This window comes from Nocardia sp. NPDC020380 (assembly GCF_044386975.1).
In the GTDB taxonomy this organism is placed as follows: Bacteria; Actinomycetota; Actinomycetes; order Mycobacteriales; family Mycobacteriaceae; genus Nocardia.
In genome coordinates this window covers 1-13,667 of the sequence record NZ_JBIRVQ010000035.1, presented here as the reverse complement: position 1 = coordinate 13,667, position 13,667 = coordinate 1, and the positions used below count along the sequence as shown (strand labels likewise).

The window sequence follows — 13,667 nt, the reverse complement described above, 5'->3', positions numbered from 1 at the left end:
TCATCGGTCACGATCGACACGGCCCCGCGACCGGATGCAACCCGGTCCCATGCTCTTGGCAAAACGGTGGTCCCATCACCCTGGCAGGCGACAGCTGACCGCCGCTGGCGTCCGAGGCGTTCGCCTCAGGGATGGCTGCGATGACCGCATTGGTATTGGCCAGCACGGCTCTCAGCGGTCGGCGTCACGTAGTGGACATGCGGCCTTAGTACGGAGGAACCGATCACCTTCTGGCGTCGGGATTGCTCGGTGTGGATGTCACGTTCTGTGGGAAGGAGGACCTGATCGGAGCAACCGTCGCGGCACTAGACGGTATGAGGGCCCATTGGTTTGAGGCCGGAGGCCTCGGTTCTGCAAAGCCGCGTGGGTTGCCGGGACGACACTCGTTTCGGTAGAGCCACATTTGCAGGTCAGGAGGCCCCCGGTGAGTGTTGAGGGTACGAGTGTCGGGCTGGATGTGCACGCACTTTTGGTTGTCGGGTGCGCGATCGAGGCGGAGACCGGGCGGGTGCAGCGACGACGTCTGTGTCCCGACCCTGGAGAAATCTTGGGCTGGGTGAACGCCCTCGAGCCGCCGGTGCGGGTCGTGTATGAGGCGGGACCGACCGGGTTCGGGTTGTATCGGGCGTTGACCGCGGCCGGGATCGAGACGGTGGTGGTGGCGCCGTCGAAGTTGCAGCGCCCCAGCGGGGATCGGGTCAAGACCGACTTCCGGGATGCGCTGCATCTGGCGCGGCTGCTGCGGCTGGGTGAGGTGGTGGCGGTGAGAGTGCCGAGTGTGACGCAGGAAGCCGCCAGGGATCTGGTGCGCGCCCGCGAGGACGCCCGCATCGACTTGATGCGACATCGGCACAGGTTGTCGAAATTGCTTCTGCGGCAAGGGATTGTCTATTCCGGCGGTAGTGCATGGACTGCGATCCACGAATCATGGCTACGGGCGCAGCATTTCGATCAACCTGCGTTGCAGGCAGCCTACGACAACGATTACGAGGCGATGATGGTGGCCAAGACGCGTCGTGACCGGCTCGATTCCGCGATCGCAGAGTTGGCCGCCCACTGCGAGTACACGCCGATCGTGCACCGACTCGGGTGTCTGCGCGGTATCTCCACGTTGACCGGGTTCGCGCTGGCCGTGGAGATCGGTGACTGGCATCGGTTCACCGGCAACACGATCGGCTCCTACCTGGGGCTGGTGCCCAGTGAGCGGTCCTCGGGTGTGTCTCGCGTCCAGGGTTCGATCACCAAGACCGGTAACGGTCACGCGCGTCGGCTGCTGGTCGAATCCGCGTGGCACCATCGCAAGCCCTATGGTCATCCCGGGCGTGCGATGGCGGCCCGCTGGGCGCTGGCCTCCCCGGCCGCCCGTGCTCGCGGGCACGCAGGTAACCACCGGCTGTTGCATCAATGGGAGCTGCTGATATGCGCGGGTTGGTTACCGCAGGACGACTGTTCGGCAGGGACGGTGCCGCGGCTCTAGAAATCGGGCGTGGCGATCACGAAAAGTGTTGCTGCCCATAGCCGCGTTCGCGGGTCGGTCCCTCACATCGGCTCCCGTGGATACTCGCCCGGCCGAGCCCGGGCCGGTCAGTCCTCGATCGTGGCCAGCGACCAGCACCAGCCGGCCAGTTCGCGGGCCACTGCAGTATTGGCCACGACCGGGGGCTTGTGGTGGACGGTGAACTCATGAAGGTGCGGGCGTGGTTCCCCGAGGTGGTCACGGACCGAAGCGATGGCCTGAACGTGTGTGCCGAGGGTCATCAGATCGGCGAATTGGGCTTGGGGCTCCCCGGATACCTTGGACTGTGAGCGTTGTGCCCGGGATCGGATACGGGAATGGGCCGCGAAGCTGCAGCTCAGCGGCCCATTCCCCGGGTGGACTAATCCAAATAGTCGCGCACTAGAACGGGCTGTGCTTTGTGCAGGTCCAGGGACAATCGTGGTGGTGGGGGAGCGCGACACCTGCCGATATCTTTGACTGAGCTGTTCGGGCAGCCGTAGCGGGCAGCTCGCTACTACCGTGGGGAGTATGAGCGTGACCGCAGACCTGTGCAAGTGGGCAGCCGACCTCGCGCGCGAGCAGCTCGAGGAGCTTCCTCGGCGCTGGAAGCACACTCAGGGCGTGGCTAGGCAAGCCGAACATGCCCGCGGTGTGGTCGATGACCCGGATCTGCTCGTGGCAGCGGCGTGGCTTCATGACATCGGGTATGCCCCGGACCTTGTCCAGACCGGAGTGCATGCGGTCGATGGCGCGCAGTTCCTGGCAGGTTTGGGCGTCTCGGACCGGTTGTGCGGCTTGGTCGCGAACCATTCCTGCGCGTGCGTCGAGGCACGGCATCAGGGGGTCATGATCAGATGGCCGGATGAGCGCACTGCCTTGCGCGATGCTCTTTGGTGGGCCGATATGACGACGACGCCAAACGGAGCGGTTGTCGATGTGCAGCGCCGTATCAACGAGGTTTTCGAGCGGTATGGGCCCAATCATGTGGTGACCCGATCGGTTGCCGAAGCATCCGATGCCCTCATCGCCGCGGCTAATCGCACGGAACGGCTGCTCGCTGATCCGATTCAGGTGTAGTACGGCTCAGCGTGTCCTTCGAGGCCACGCTCAATCCGCAGCCAGATGGACGGATGGATGTCGAGATTGACGAGATCCCCGGGTTCGACCCAGCCGACCGCCTTGGATTCGGTGCTGGTTCGCAGCTCGCCGCCGATTGGATCAGCTGTGAAGCAGATCGAAAACTCCTGGCGCACTTCGCCGTCGTCATAGGCGATGACGTGCTCAGGGTTCGAGAAGATCCCGATCAGTCCGGTCACCGCAACGTCGATACCGGTTTCCTCTTCGACTTCGCGTACGACGGCCTGAGTCAGTGTCTCACCGAACTCCATCCCGCCTCCCGGAATCGACGCTTTGCCATTGTCCGTGCGGTGGATCATCAGTACTTGGCCATGCTCGTTGCGAACCAGGGCGCTGACCGCGACCTTGAGACTGTTCGCCTTCGGGGCATTCGGATCTTCGTAGAAGTCGGTGCGGCTCATGCTCTGATCCTGGAGAAGTCGGCGGTATCGGAGACTGCCCAAACGTGCTCGAAGCTACTCATGTACGTCTCGAACAGGTCCCCTGTCGGCAGCCGACGCAGGTGCATCGCAGGTGCGTAGGCCCCCGGCTGGCCGAAGACGTGCATGTTCACGATCATTTCATCATCGAAGCGAAAGATCGAGTTGTAGAGGGTCGTGCCGTGGAACCGGATCTCGACGCCCTCGATGCCGGTCAGGGGTTCGACAAGCGCCAAGGCGTTCTTGATTCTGGCTGGGACCGTACCGACAGCTAGTCGTTCCTCACCGCTCCGCTTCACGGCTTCATCCGCGAGCGGATCACCGAAGAGCATCCTTGCTGAAAGGCCCTGCTGGACCTTGTCCTTAACGGTCCTGGCGAATGCCGGTTCCTCTGCCAGGAAGAGGCCAGCCAAGACCAAGATGTCGATGCGCTCGGCGCAATCCCGAAGGAGCCGAGACCACAGTTCCGCCGGAATCAGGCTCCGGTGGGGAAAGATCTTGACTACTTCGGCCTCTGCCAGCTCAGTCCGGCGTTCAGGATCAATCGCGTCTGGAAAGAGATAGTTCTCGGTCTCGTGGACCAGCGCGGCAAGAGCGCGGCGGTGCTTGGGAAAGGGCGTTCTGCCCTTGCTGATCCACCGCTCAACGGTTTTCGCGTCTACGCCGAGCTTCTCCGCTGCGCTAGCGGGACTAAAACCGTTGCGCAGTAAGGATTCAAGTAGGCGGTCGTTCGACACTGCCTCACCCCCATCGAGGATTTTCAGGGACGAGTTTACGCCGCCGGGACGTCCTTGGAAGTCCTTTTCACGCATGATGTCGTCCACCTCGAATCCAGTTTCCTTGTGGCACAGGCGAGTACAGAGCTCGCCGACTGATCCCCACAAGAAACTGATCGGAGGCATTCGACGTGGTGCAGGACAAAGGTGATCGTGTGCTGCAAGCGAGGATTGCAGCACATGCATCGTGGGCGCGGACGGAAGATCGTGCCGCGCGCACAGCAAATGCGCGGCGTGCGCTGATGGACAAGTTCGAGCGTGCCGTTGATCCGGACGGACTACTTACCCCGGAAGAACGAGCGTTCCGCGCCGAGCATGCGCGAAAAGAGCACTACCTCCGACTGAGCAGAAAGTCGGCGTTCGCACGGCGTCGTCGGAGCTGCCGAAACAAGCACAGCGGTGGTGCAGCATGATGCGCACCTCGTTCGTGCTGATCGGGATCGTTCTGGCCATCGGCATCTTCGTGCCCCAGGTGGCCGTGCTGCTGCTGATCGCAATCTTCTTGTTCGGTGTCGCGGGTGTGATTTGGACCTATCGGGGTCCGTTCGATCGCCGCAGTCGGCGGGGTGGTCGGCGATGAACGACTATTTGATGTTCGGATACCGCGACCGCGATCGGGCAGGCATTCCGGTGTCCCCGATGGCCTTCGCCGTGCTGGTGGGACTGGGGTTCGTGTTTGCGGCGGGCGTGTATCTGGGCGTGCTGCTGTTCGGCACCCGCGAGGCCCTGCCGTCCACGGTGGTGACCTGCCCCGCGCCGGGCACGCAGAACGTGGCGATCTGGCCCAAGGAGTGCCCGCGTGAGGCGGTGACGCGATGAGCGAGCCGGAGATTCGGTTGCAACCGTGGGAGACCCTGTTCGAGGAGTTCAACGCTCAGCAGTACGGCATGTCGTTCGATACTGCGGCCAAGGCGACCGGTAAGAGTCCGCAGGCCGTGAGCAAGCTGGCGCGGCGGTTGAAGAAGGCCAGTCGCGCGCACGTGGCGCGGATCGATTACGGGTCGCCGGGGCCGTGGCGGAAGTCGGCGACCTTCGACGACCCCGGGGAAGCCCCGCACGGCCCGCTGTGGATCTACCCGACACGGGAAATCGGCTGGGGCTACCTGGAATTCGATCCGGGCGAGTGGCATCCGAAGGCGTCGACGGCGGCGCATCTGACCGCGGTCACGGAGCTGCGGTTGGCGCTGACCGGCATGAACACCGATCCGCGGATCTGGACCAGCGAACGGTTGTTGCGGCGGCGGCTGAAGTCCGAGACCGGTCGCGTGGAGGTCCACATCCATGACGGCTGGGTCCGGGACTTCGCTGACGTGGACAAGGTGTGGGCGGTTGAGGTCGAGTTGTCGCGGAAGTTCGGCGAGGGCCGTCTGACCCGTGCCCTGTCGGTGGCGCTGGACGCGGCCGAGCGGTGCGAGTTGGCCGGCGTCCTGTATTTCGCGCGCGGTGCTGGTCTGCGTCGCGCGGTGGAGAACGCCGCGACCCGGCTTGCGCATCAGCGGGGCCTGGATCAGCTGTCGAATCTCGAAATCCACGACTTGGACATCACTTTGGCGCGGAAGGGAGTGCGCTGATCATGCAATGGTTCATCGATATCAGAGGAATCGGCTCGGTTCCCGTGGGGCCGCCGCGGTGGGGCAAGGCCAAGCCGCTCGACCTGTGGGCTCGACCCGCTGACGAAATTCGGGATGAACTCCGCCGCCTGGCGGAGGCGGGTTCCGGTGGCGTGTTCTTGAATCCAGAAGGCGCAGACCAGATTTCGAAGCAGTTCGGCGCCCTCCGGGGCATCGTGCACACCTTGCACATCGAGGGCGAGGCGGTCGCCGAGGAAGACGCCTCGGATCACCGGGCACGTCACTTGGACGACGAGGAGGCGCAGCCATGACCGATTGCGTTCCTCTGATCACCCCGCAGGACTGCGGCACCACAGCGACAGCACCGCCCGTTCCGACGTCGGTTGTTCCGGTGCCTGAGTCTGCGCCGTCGCAAGGGCTTGTGGTGAGTTCTGTTGCCCCGCAGTCGCAGTCGCAGTCGCCGTCGCGGTTCGAGAATTCCTCACTGCCGAACGGCTGGCGTGCCCCAGACTGGCACCTGCACATCTCCAGCGTGGCCACGGTGTTCGGGTGGCTGGGCACCGTGGTGCTGGGCGTGGGGTTCGTGATCGTGTTGGCGGTGGTCATGATCCGGGTCGCGCATTGGCGGCGCTGGGATGCTCGGCAGGTCCGCAACTACGCCCTCGGCACACTGGTGCTGCCGCTCGGGGCGATGCTGATCGCGAATTCCTGGCTGGTGGCCCCGTCGCTGTGGTGGCAGGGCACGAAGGTGCTGATCCATTTCGGTTCCGTCTCAGGGGCACTGGTGGCGATGACCGCCGGATGCCTGCCCCTGGCCTGGAGTGCGGCGGCGCTGTATCGGGCGCGGTTCCTGGCTCGCACGGGCACCGAGGGCGCGGAGTCGCCGTGGAAGACCCGTCGACTGCTGCGCCGTCAGCAGCAAGGCCAGGCCCACGCCGCACGCCGGGCTGCGCGCTACGGTGCGCCGCTGGTGACGGGCTGGCTGAAGAACCGTGCGGTACTCGGCACGCTGTCGGAGCGCACGGATGCGACGCAGCCTACGACGGTCACGGAGTTGGTGACGAAGCGGTCGGCGAAGTTGGAGATCCCGATCGATGACCTGGGTTCGATGTTCGTACTGGGCAAGTCCCAGAAGGCGGGCAAGACCACCATGCAAGTCCGCCTCGGCACCGCCCTGTACGAAGCCTATTGGCGACGCTATGTGCGGACCGGGGAGAAACGCCCACTGCTGATCTATGTCGACTGCAAGGGCGGCAAGGGTGGTTTGGCAACCGGCCGCCAGGTGGTCAAGATCGCGCACCGCCAAGGAGTGCGACCTTCGGGAATCGCGTTTTGGCCCATCACGCATCGGCTCGACATGTGGGACCTGTCCGAGGACGACCAGTGCGCCACGTTGGAATCGATGATCAACCCGGTGCAGGCCACCGACGCGGGCGCGGAGCACTTCAAGCAGAACCGTATCCGCGTGGTGCAGCTGGCGGTGAGGGCTCCGGGCGGGAAGCCGACCAGCAGAGACGAGTTCCAGGAACGGCTGTCGCTGAGCTGGCTCAAAGAGCATTGGGAAGGCCATGAGGCGGTGCTGGCGGAGATCGATGATCTTCAGCAGAACAAGCCGCCCGCGATCGGGGATGTGGCGGGCAAGTTCCGCAACATCTTCAACGCGATCGGTGAGGGCTTCGACGGCGGCCGGCCCCTGGATTCGTTCGATGTCATCTATGCGACCGTGCCCGGCACGATCCGCGGGGAATACGCCCGCGCCCAAGTCGCTGCGATCACAACCCTGATCACGCAGTTCGCATGCAGCGAGCACGACCGGCAGATCATTTTGATCATCGATGAGATGTCGGCGGTGTCGGACAAGACCGGCGGCATCAACCAATTCACCATCGCCGAACGGCTTTTGGGGATGGGGTGCGTGGCGATCTTCTCCGCCCAGAACCAATACGGACTCGGTAACACCCCCGATGAGCGTCGCCGCTTGATGGAGGCGTGCCCTTCCGGTGGTCTGCTGATGGTGCAGGAGGGCGCGGGCAAGGTCTCGGAGGTGTTCGGCACCCGCCCGGTCACCGTGAACTCCCGGCACTCCATGAACGGCAAGGTCGGCGACGAAGGCACCTTGGGCAACCGGGAAACCTTCTTGATCGACCCGAACCGGCTCGCCGAATTCGACCGCGGGGACGTGGTGTGGGTCCACGCCCTCAAAGCCCAATGGGGACACGTAATCCCGGTCGAGCTGGATGAGATCACGGCACTGCCCGCGGACCCGCATCCCGAACGCTGGGCCGCGAACACCAAGCCCCGGGTGCCGTTGCGGGCGGTGCGAGACCTGGATTCCGGGCGGGCTCGCCGCGCCGATGTCGGGTTCGACGACGACGGCGGTGAGGTCGCATGACCGACTACCTACGCCCCATGGCCGCCTACGTGGCCACCTGGAACGGCCACTCCCACACCACCAGTGACCGCCCCAGACACACCACCCCCAACGAGGTGACCGCCCCAGACAACCAGGCGGACAACACCGAGGACACCCCGGACACCAGGGCGGACAGGGGGTGGACACGATGACCGCCCGCATGGAGCAGCCCCAGGGGCGACGGGTGGCGCGGATCGGGTTCGTGTTCGGGTCGCTGACCTCGGTGGCCACCAATGTCCTGCATACCTTCCTGCCGACTGTCCACATGCCCACCGGGGTTGTCCTCGCCGTCGCCGCCCGGCTCGGGTCCGCGATCTGGCCCATCGGTCTCGTCTTGAGCATCGAGGTGCTCTCCCGCGTGGGTTGGCGGCGCGGTCCCGGTTGGAGCCTGGCTCGCTTCGGCGGGGCTGGCACGGTCGCGATCGGGTCGGCAGTGATCTCTTACAGCCACGTCCGAGACGTGTTGCTGGCCTGGGGATACGGGCATCCAGCCGCCGAGGTCGGGCCGCTTACCCTCGACGGGCTGATGGTGGTGTGCGGGTTCGCACTGCTGTCGCTGACCCCGCAAAGGGCGACCGAATCCGCCCACCGCGACGCACCGAATCCCGCAGTGCTGCACGGAGGGCACGTGACTGCTCGGAAACTTACTGTCCCGCAGGAAGTTTCGCTGGCCACCCAGATCGAGGCCATCGGTGAGCCTGTCCGCCCGGTCGCGGAACGGGTGGCCGCGGTGTCCGGACAGGCGGACACGGCCGCCGAACAACCGATCGGCGGGGAGGACATCGAGGCGGACACCCGTCGCCAGCGAGCACGGGAGTTGCACGCCCAGGGCTGGACTCACGCCCGCATCGCGGCCGAACTCGCGGTCAGTAAGCGCACCGTCCGCCGCTACCTGGCCACGGGCGCGGACACCGACGCGGACACCCGTGGCCACGGAGACACGGCCGCGGACACCCCAGGCACTGCGGACAGCCCCGACCTGTTCACCGCCGACTGGCTGACCGCGGTCGAGACCAACCATCACGACAACCACGAAGGAGTACCGGCATGAACGCCAACGGCGACAACGGGCGGGGTATCGATTGGGACGGTGAGCTGCAAATGCTCATGGAGTCCTCGGGCATCAAACTCGCCGAACTGGTCCGCCCGACCTGGAAGGCGCGGGCATGGCGTCGGATTCGCGGCGCCCGCGCGGTCGGGGCCGCGGTCGCGGTCACGGTGCCGTTGATGTGGGCGACCACCGCCTCCGGTGCGCCCGAGGCGGCCGTGACCCCGGTGCTGGTGTGGCTGGCGGGCTGGATCGGCTACAGCGTCTGGATCAGCCTGGGTCGCCCCGACTGGAGCATCACCGCCCACACCATGCGCGATCTCGGCATCGCCGGAGGCCGTGCCGCCTCGCGCTTCTACTTCACCCACACCCGTCCCCTGCGTGCCCGCTGGCGAGCGTGGCGGGCCGCCCGCAACCGAGACCGCACCGAGGCCGCCTCGGTGCCGACCATCGCCTGAATTCACTAACCAAGAAGGAGAACCAATCACCATGTCCAGCAACTTCTTTGATCCGAAGTTCACCGCCCTGTTATGGACCATGAACGGTGCCGCCATGGCTCAGGAGTTCGCGGAGATGTTCGACGAACACACCCGCGATCTTGCCGGGCAGTACTTCGCGGAAGCCCGCGCGTTCGTGCTCAGCCTGGCCTGCACCGCCCCCGGCATCAGTCCGCCGCGGTCGATGACGGAATTGATCAAGCGCATCGAGCCGAACTGGTTGACCACCGCGTGGGCGCGTGAGCCGGAGGTCGCCGCCGAGGTGGCGGTGATGCAGACGGCCAAGCCGCCGATCGTGACCGAGCTGGCCATGATGCTGCGGGGCCTGGCCGCCGACATGAACGCCGCCGGGACGGGAGCCGATTCCGATGTCCGGTAACGAAGTCGACGAGGCCGCCCGCAACTGGCCGCAGTTGCTGGCGCTGATGATGCAGTTGCTACAGCGGATCCAGCGGGCCAGTGCGGACGGGTCAATTCGATTGAACCGCGCCGACTACAAGCAGTTCGTTTCCGAGTGGCGCGACGCTCGGACACTGCTGAACCACGAAATCACGAATACCAAGGCGTGGTATCAGACCCGCGTCGAGGAGTACCAGCGCGAAGTTCGTGCCGCCGTCCGGGCGTCCGCGGGCCAGTCCGCTGAGGAGAAGGCCAACGAGGTCGCGCGCCTCGTGGGACTGCGCGCCAGTATCGAGCACACCATCCATGACACCGTGCTCACACCCGAGCAGCGCGGACAGGTCGTGTTGGCTCTCGACGCCATCAGTGTCGATGCATCGAAACCGGTGGTCCGCAACATCTTCGAATCGGTCACGGGCAACGCAGCAATCCAGGCCCGCTACGTCGCGGCCGAGAGTGAACGCAAGGTCGCCCAGCATCGCGAACGGATCGCCCAGACCGAGACCGCCACCGCCGAGCCGACGAACTCGGAAATCACGAAACTGCGGCAGGAGAGCACGCGCCGGTTCGACGATCTCGCCGGACGCCTGGAGGCGCTCGAGGAACGCATCAACGAACTACTGCCTCAGCAGAACGCGACCGCCGAGGCCACCAACGGCCACGGTCCGGCCCACAACAACCACAAGGCCCGCCAGCACGCCCAACAGCAGGCCGAAACCCCCAACGGGAACGGCACAACCTCGCGGGTCGAAGCCGAGGCCGAACAAGCCCAGCACACCACGGCAAGCCAATCCGCCGCGCAGAACCAGCAGGCCAGCGTGCAAGCCGAATCGACCGCCCAAATGCAAGCCGAGGCATGAGTTGAATCGACTGTGCCCCAGAGGTTTTTAACAACAACACAGATAAGGAGGAATCAATACGGCAGCTGAACACCCGTGATGCCCAGGCATCACACCTATGAGGCTTGGACAACCTCACTGAGAAATCGATTTCTCGGAAATCCTAACTATTTCAACAACTTTCAGGAGTTATGACATGTCCGGAGAGACGAATCTCACCATTATCGGCAACCTGACCGCCGACCCGACCATCCGTTTCATGAATGACACGGGTGACGCGGTGGTCAACTTTACGGTCGCTTCCACCCCGCGGGTCTTCGATCAGAAGTCCAAGCAGTGGAAGGACGGTGCCGCGCTGTTCATGCGCTGCACCCAGTGGCGCGAGGCGGGCCAGCACGTCGCCGATTCCCTGGCCAAGGGGGATCGGGTGATCGTGGTCGGCAAGTTGCAGCAGCGCGAATACACCGACCGCGACGGCGTCAAGCGCACCGTCATGGAGGTGGTGGCCGACGAGGTGGGAACGTCGCTGAAATACGCGGTGGCCCGCCCGATCCGGAACAAGAACCGCAATGGCGGCGGCCGTCCGAATCCGAAGGCAGGAAACGATTCCGGGGCCAGCGATGACCCCTGGGCCACGTTCCAGCCGAGCACGGATGAGGTGGCCTAGTCATGGCGTGCACGGAAAGCCGGTCCGCGGACACCGTCGACGGCCGCGGGGACATCATTCTCGGTTGGCACGACGTGGACACGCAGGTGTTCCTGACGGTGGGCTCGCTGGGTCCGTGTGTCGAGATTGCCTGGACACCGACCCCCGAAACCGGGGTACGGGTGTATCTGCGCCTGTTCGAGGCCGAGGAGTTGGCCGACGCGCTGACCGCGGCGCTGATGACGCACGCGCGGCTCAGCGCCGAGAACGGCGGTGAGGATTCGGGGCCGGACTGGGATTCCAGTCCGTCGCCGCAGGGCACGCCGCCGGTCTTCGGTTCCGCTGTGTGGCCGCCGGAACGGGAGTTCTGATGAACAACCTCCTGCGTCACAACGCCATTCACGCCCACATCCAGAAAGGAATCTGATCATGGCGTTCTTGAAGACCGAGGCGGCGGCGGCTTCCCGCGGCCTCTACGGCGAGGGCGGTTGCGGCTACATCAGCACGCACTGGCACAAGATGCCCGATGCCGAGGTGAAGCAGCTGGAGTCCGACGATTGCCGTGGTGACATCGAGATCCGTTGGAAACTCGACAATCTCGAAGGAGTCCTGGCGGATCTGTGGATCGGCGAAGCCCGCACCCTGCGGGACAAGTTGACCGCGGCCATCGACGCGTTCGACGGCACCGACAACGAGGTCGGCGACACCGAACTCGTCAACGACGACGAGTCCGTGTCGGAGCTGTCGATCACGCCCATGCGTTGCGGCGCGTGCGGCGAGCTAATCGAGTGGATCGAATGCCCGACCGGAAGTTGGTGGGCGCACAAGGTCCATCCCGGTGACCATCACGACGCGATCCTGGTGTGGGTGAGCGACACGTCCTCCGACCCGGAGGAGGTGGCGTAATGGACACGCAGGACAAGGTGCGCTGCGCCAATGGAATTCACGCGATGGCGGCCACGATGAACGAGGACGGCAGCATGCACCTCGCATTCGTCTACGGCCACACCAACGGCCTTCCGTTCATTCACGGTCCGGCGAACGGCTACATGCTCGCGGACCTGCCGAGTGATCTGGCCGGTCGGGTACTCGACATGATCACCGATGCGTTGCTCGAAGCCGAGTGGCGCGGTGCTGTCGAAACCCGCCAGTCAGTGCGGGATTCCGTCTCCGCTACTGCCAGTGGTGGGGAGGTGGCCTGATGGGGTACGTGTACCTGCGCACCGAGTGGCAGTTGTGGACGGTCGGACACTACACACCGAACGGTGAGTGGATGCCCGAATCCGACCACGACAGCAATACTGCTGCGGCCGAACGGGTCTCGGTTCTCAACGGCGGCGGCAACACCGTCGATGTGGCCGAGCTAATCAGGGAGCGCGATGACCTGAAGGACCAGTGCAAGGAACTGCTCGATCAGGTGCAGTGCCTGCAATGGGACCTTGGTGCACTCCAGACCCAGCACGACCAATGCCCGGAACCGCCGGCCAAAACCAGGAGGCGGTGATGGACCCGAATACGGCCCTGACCCGAATCCGGGAGAAGGTCGACGCGTTCTACGAGCTCGACGAACGCACGCAGGAGCGCCACGACGGTGACGAAGTCATCGAGATACTGGCGGATCTCGCCCAAGAGGTGAACCGCTTGGATCAGTGGCTCTCACGCGGCGAGGTCTTGCCCGAGTGGTGGGCACACGGTGCGGGGAGGGCGTGATGGTCATGATGGCCGAGGTTCACGTCATCGACCGATCGGCGCTGTATGCGGTGATCGGGACCGCGCTGGAGTACCTGCGTGAGGTCGGGGTAATCGTCGGCGACATCGATGTCGCAGACGAGCAGATTGTGTCGGCGATCCAGGCCCGGTGGACGGTGTTCACCGACAGCCAGGAGGTACCGGCATGACGATCGACCTCGAATGCTGTGGTACGCCAATGAGTCTCATACCGGCCCGTTCCCAGGACGCGCCGATTGAGTACCTCATGTACTGCTACGAATGTGGTCACTACGAACCGTGGGATGTCGACGAAGACCCCACGATCGGCAGTGAGGCCACTCCACAGGAGGGCCGGTCATGAGTGACTCGGGATACCAGTGGTGCGGCTGCCGGGACTGTTTCGACATCGTGGTCGGAATGGTGAACACGCTGTCCTTGTGCGAGCTCTGCGAAGACGCAGGATGCGAGATCCAGGACGGCGAGTGCCAGCGAGAAGACGCCTACCAAGGGTGAGGTGTTCTGATCATGGCCAAGAGAAAGAAACCGATGAGTCCCCGAACGCAGCTGAGGCTCGGACGGGAATTCCAGGAACGGTACGACCACGGAGACAGCTGGATTCGGGCCTTGACCCCGGAAGTTGGACACGGGGTTTGTGATTACGCGGCTTGAGCCATGTTATCGGGTGCGTGAACGGATTCGTAGTCGGCGGGGCTG

The 13,667-nt window shown here is 64.6% G+C and carries 23 protein-coding genes; 20 read left to right on the top strand and 3 right to left on the bottom strand.

The features are described from left to right. Positions 1 to 424: 424 nt before the first annotated feature. Positions 425 to 1,477, top strand: a complete 1,053-nt coding sequence (locus ACH438_RS46085; RefSeq protein WP_397017663.1) for an IS110 family transposase — start codon at positions 425 to 427, stop codon at positions 1,475 to 1,477. A 107-nt stretch (positions 1,478 to 1,584) separates the two neighbouring features. On the opposite strand, the gene ACH438_RS46080 is transcribed toward ACH438_RS46085, so the two are convergent. After that, the gene (locus ACH438_RS46080) at positions 1,585 to 1,758 is read right to left on the bottom strand and encodes a hypothetical protein (protein WP_397017661.1); all 174 of its coding nucleotides are present in this window, start codon (positions 1,756 to 1,758) and stop codon (positions 1,585 to 1,587) included. Positions 1,759 to 2,026: 268 nt separating this feature from the next. Here ACH438_RS46080 and ACH438_RS46075 point away from each other — a divergent pair, with 268 nt between their 5' ends. Further along, positions 2,027 to 2,575: an HD domain-containing protein gene (locus ACH438_RS46075; RefSeq protein ID WP_397017659.1), complete on the top strand. Its 549-nt coding sequence runs from the start codon at positions 2,027 to 2,029 to the stop codon at positions 2,573 to 2,575. Here ACH438_RS46075 and ACH438_RS46070 read toward each other — a convergent pair. Both ACH438_RS46070 and ACH438_RS46065 read right to left on the bottom strand, forming a co-directional pair. Continuing rightward, the gene (locus ACH438_RS46070) at positions 2,566 to 3,036 is read right to left on the bottom strand and encodes an NUDIX hydrolase (RefSeq protein WP_397017657.1); all 471 of its coding nucleotides are present in this window, start codon (positions 3,034 to 3,036) and stop codon (positions 2,566 to 2,568) included. The genes ACH438_RS46075 and ACH438_RS46070 overlap by 10 nt on opposite strands. Next, positions 3,033 to 3,878 carry an XRE family transcriptional regulator gene (locus ACH438_RS46065; RefSeq protein WP_397017655.1) on the bottom strand — a complete coding sequence of 282 codons (846 nt, stop codon included), beginning with the start codon at positions 3,876 to 3,878 and terminating at the stop codon, positions 3,033 to 3,035. Before ACH438_RS46065 ends, ACH438_RS46070 begins: the two co-directional genes overlap by 4 nt. 361 nt (positions 3,879 to 4,239) lie before the next feature. Here ACH438_RS46065 and ACH438_RS46060 point away from each other — a divergent pair, with 361 nt between their 5' ends. The 18 genes from ACH438_RS46060 (at position 4,240) to ACH438_RS45975 (ending at position 13,466) form a co-directional block, all read left to right on the top strand. After that, the gene (locus ACH438_RS46060; protein WP_397017653.1) at positions 4,240 to 4,410 is read left to right on the top strand and encodes a hypothetical protein; all 171 of its coding nucleotides are present in this window, start codon (positions 4,240 to 4,242) and stop codon (positions 4,408 to 4,410) included. Then, on the top strand, positions 4,407 to 4,649 hold the full coding sequence (locus tag ACH438_RS46055) for a hypothetical protein (protein WP_397017651.1): 243 nt from the start codon (positions 4,407 to 4,409) through the stop codon (positions 4,647 to 4,649). The genes ACH438_RS46060 and ACH438_RS46055 overlap by 4 nt, the downstream gene beginning before the upstream one ends. After that, positions 4,646 to 5,401 carry a hypothetical protein gene (locus ACH438_RS46050; RefSeq protein WP_397017649.1) on the top strand — a complete coding sequence of 252 codons (756 nt, stop codon included), beginning with the start codon at positions 4,646 to 4,648 and terminating at the stop codon, positions 5,399 to 5,401. The genes ACH438_RS46055 and ACH438_RS46050 overlap by 4 nt, the downstream gene beginning before the upstream one ends. Before the next feature lie 2 nt (positions 5,402 to 5,403). After that, the gene (locus tag ACH438_RS46045) at positions 5,404 to 5,712 is read left to right on the top strand and encodes a hypothetical protein (protein ID WP_397017647.1); all 309 of its coding nucleotides are present in this window, start codon (positions 5,404 to 5,406) and stop codon (positions 5,710 to 5,712) included. A 113-nt stretch (positions 5,713 to 5,825) separates the two neighbouring features. Then, positions 5,826 to 7,793, top strand: coding sequence for a hypothetical protein (locus tag ACH438_RS46040; RefSeq protein WP_397017645.1), 1,968 nt, complete (start codon positions 5,826 to 5,828; stop codon positions 7,791 to 7,793). After that, positions 7,790 to 7,966 carry a hypothetical protein gene (locus ACH438_RS46035; RefSeq protein WP_397017643.1) on the top strand — a complete coding sequence of 59 codons (177 nt, stop codon included), beginning with the start codon at positions 7,790 to 7,792 and terminating at the stop codon, positions 7,964 to 7,966. Before ACH438_RS46040 ends, ACH438_RS46035 begins: the two co-directional genes overlap by 4 nt. Next, positions 7,963 to 8,865 (top strand): DUF2637 domain-containing protein, encoded by a 903-nt coding sequence (locus ACH438_RS46030; protein WP_397017641.1) that lies wholly within the window; start codon positions 7,963 to 7,965, stop codon positions 8,863 to 8,865. Before ACH438_RS46035 ends, ACH438_RS46030 begins: the two co-directional genes overlap by 4 nt. Then, the gene (locus tag ACH438_RS46025) at positions 8,862 to 9,320 is read left to right on the top strand and encodes a hypothetical protein (protein ID WP_397017639.1); all 459 of its coding nucleotides are present in this window, start codon (positions 8,862 to 8,864) and stop codon (positions 9,318 to 9,320) included. Before ACH438_RS46030 ends, ACH438_RS46025 begins: the two co-directional genes overlap by 4 nt. Before the next feature lie 31 nt (positions 9,321 to 9,351). Then, on the top strand, positions 9,352 to 9,738 hold the full coding sequence (locus tag ACH438_RS46020) for a hypothetical protein (RefSeq protein WP_397017637.1): 387 nt from the start codon (positions 9,352 to 9,354) through the stop codon (positions 9,736 to 9,738). Next, positions 9,728 to 10,618 carry a hypothetical protein gene (locus ACH438_RS46015; protein ID WP_397017635.1) on the top strand — a complete coding sequence of 297 codons (891 nt, stop codon included), beginning with the start codon at positions 9,728 to 9,730 and terminating at the stop codon, positions 10,616 to 10,618. The genes ACH438_RS46020 and ACH438_RS46015 overlap by 11 nt, the downstream gene beginning before the upstream one ends. 175 nt (positions 10,619 to 10,793) lie before the next feature. Beyond that, positions 10,794 to 11,264 (top strand): single-stranded DNA-binding protein, encoded by a 471-nt coding sequence (gene ssb / locus ACH438_RS46010; RefSeq protein ID WP_397017633.1) that lies wholly within the window; start codon positions 10,794 to 10,796, stop codon positions 11,262 to 11,264. Between the two features lie 2 nt (positions 11,265 to 11,266). Further along, complete coding sequence (locus ACH438_RS46005) at positions 11,267 to 11,614, top strand: hypothetical protein (RefSeq protein ID WP_397017631.1); 348 nt, start codon at positions 11,267 to 11,269, stop codon at positions 11,612 to 11,614. A 58-nt stretch (positions 11,615 to 11,672) separates the two neighbouring features. Continuing rightward, positions 11,673 to 12,149, top strand: coding sequence for a hypothetical protein (locus ACH438_RS46000; RefSeq protein WP_397017629.1), 477 nt, complete (start codon positions 11,673 to 11,675; stop codon positions 12,147 to 12,149). Beyond that, complete coding sequence (locus tag ACH438_RS45995; RefSeq protein WP_397017627.1) at positions 12,149 to 12,445, top strand: hypothetical protein; 297 nt, start codon at positions 12,149 to 12,151, stop codon at positions 12,443 to 12,445. The genes ACH438_RS46000 and ACH438_RS45995 overlap by 1 nt, the downstream gene beginning before the upstream one ends. Before the next feature lie 8 nt (positions 12,446 to 12,453). After that, on the top strand, positions 12,454 to 12,747 hold the full coding sequence (locus ACH438_RS45990) for a hypothetical protein (RefSeq protein WP_397017625.1): 294 nt from the start codon (positions 12,454 to 12,456) through the stop codon (positions 12,745 to 12,747). Continuing rightward, complete coding sequence (locus tag ACH438_RS45985) at positions 12,747 to 12,953, top strand: hypothetical protein (RefSeq protein WP_397017623.1); 207 nt, start codon at positions 12,747 to 12,749, stop codon at positions 12,951 to 12,953. The genes ACH438_RS45990 and ACH438_RS45985 overlap by 1 nt, the downstream gene beginning before the upstream one ends. Continuing rightward, positions 12,953 to 13,141: a hypothetical protein gene (locus tag ACH438_RS45980; protein ID WP_397017621.1), complete on the top strand. Its 189-nt coding sequence runs from the start codon at positions 12,953 to 12,955 to the stop codon at positions 13,139 to 13,141. The genes ACH438_RS45985 and ACH438_RS45980 overlap by 1 nt, the downstream gene beginning before the upstream one ends. Before the next feature lie 169 nt (positions 13,142 to 13,310). Beyond that, positions 13,311 to 13,466 carry a hypothetical protein gene (locus tag ACH438_RS45975; RefSeq protein WP_397017619.1) on the top strand — a complete coding sequence of 52 codons (156 nt, stop codon included), beginning with the start codon at positions 13,311 to 13,313 and terminating at the stop codon, positions 13,464 to 13,466. Positions 13,467 to 13,667 lie beyond the last annotated feature (201 nt).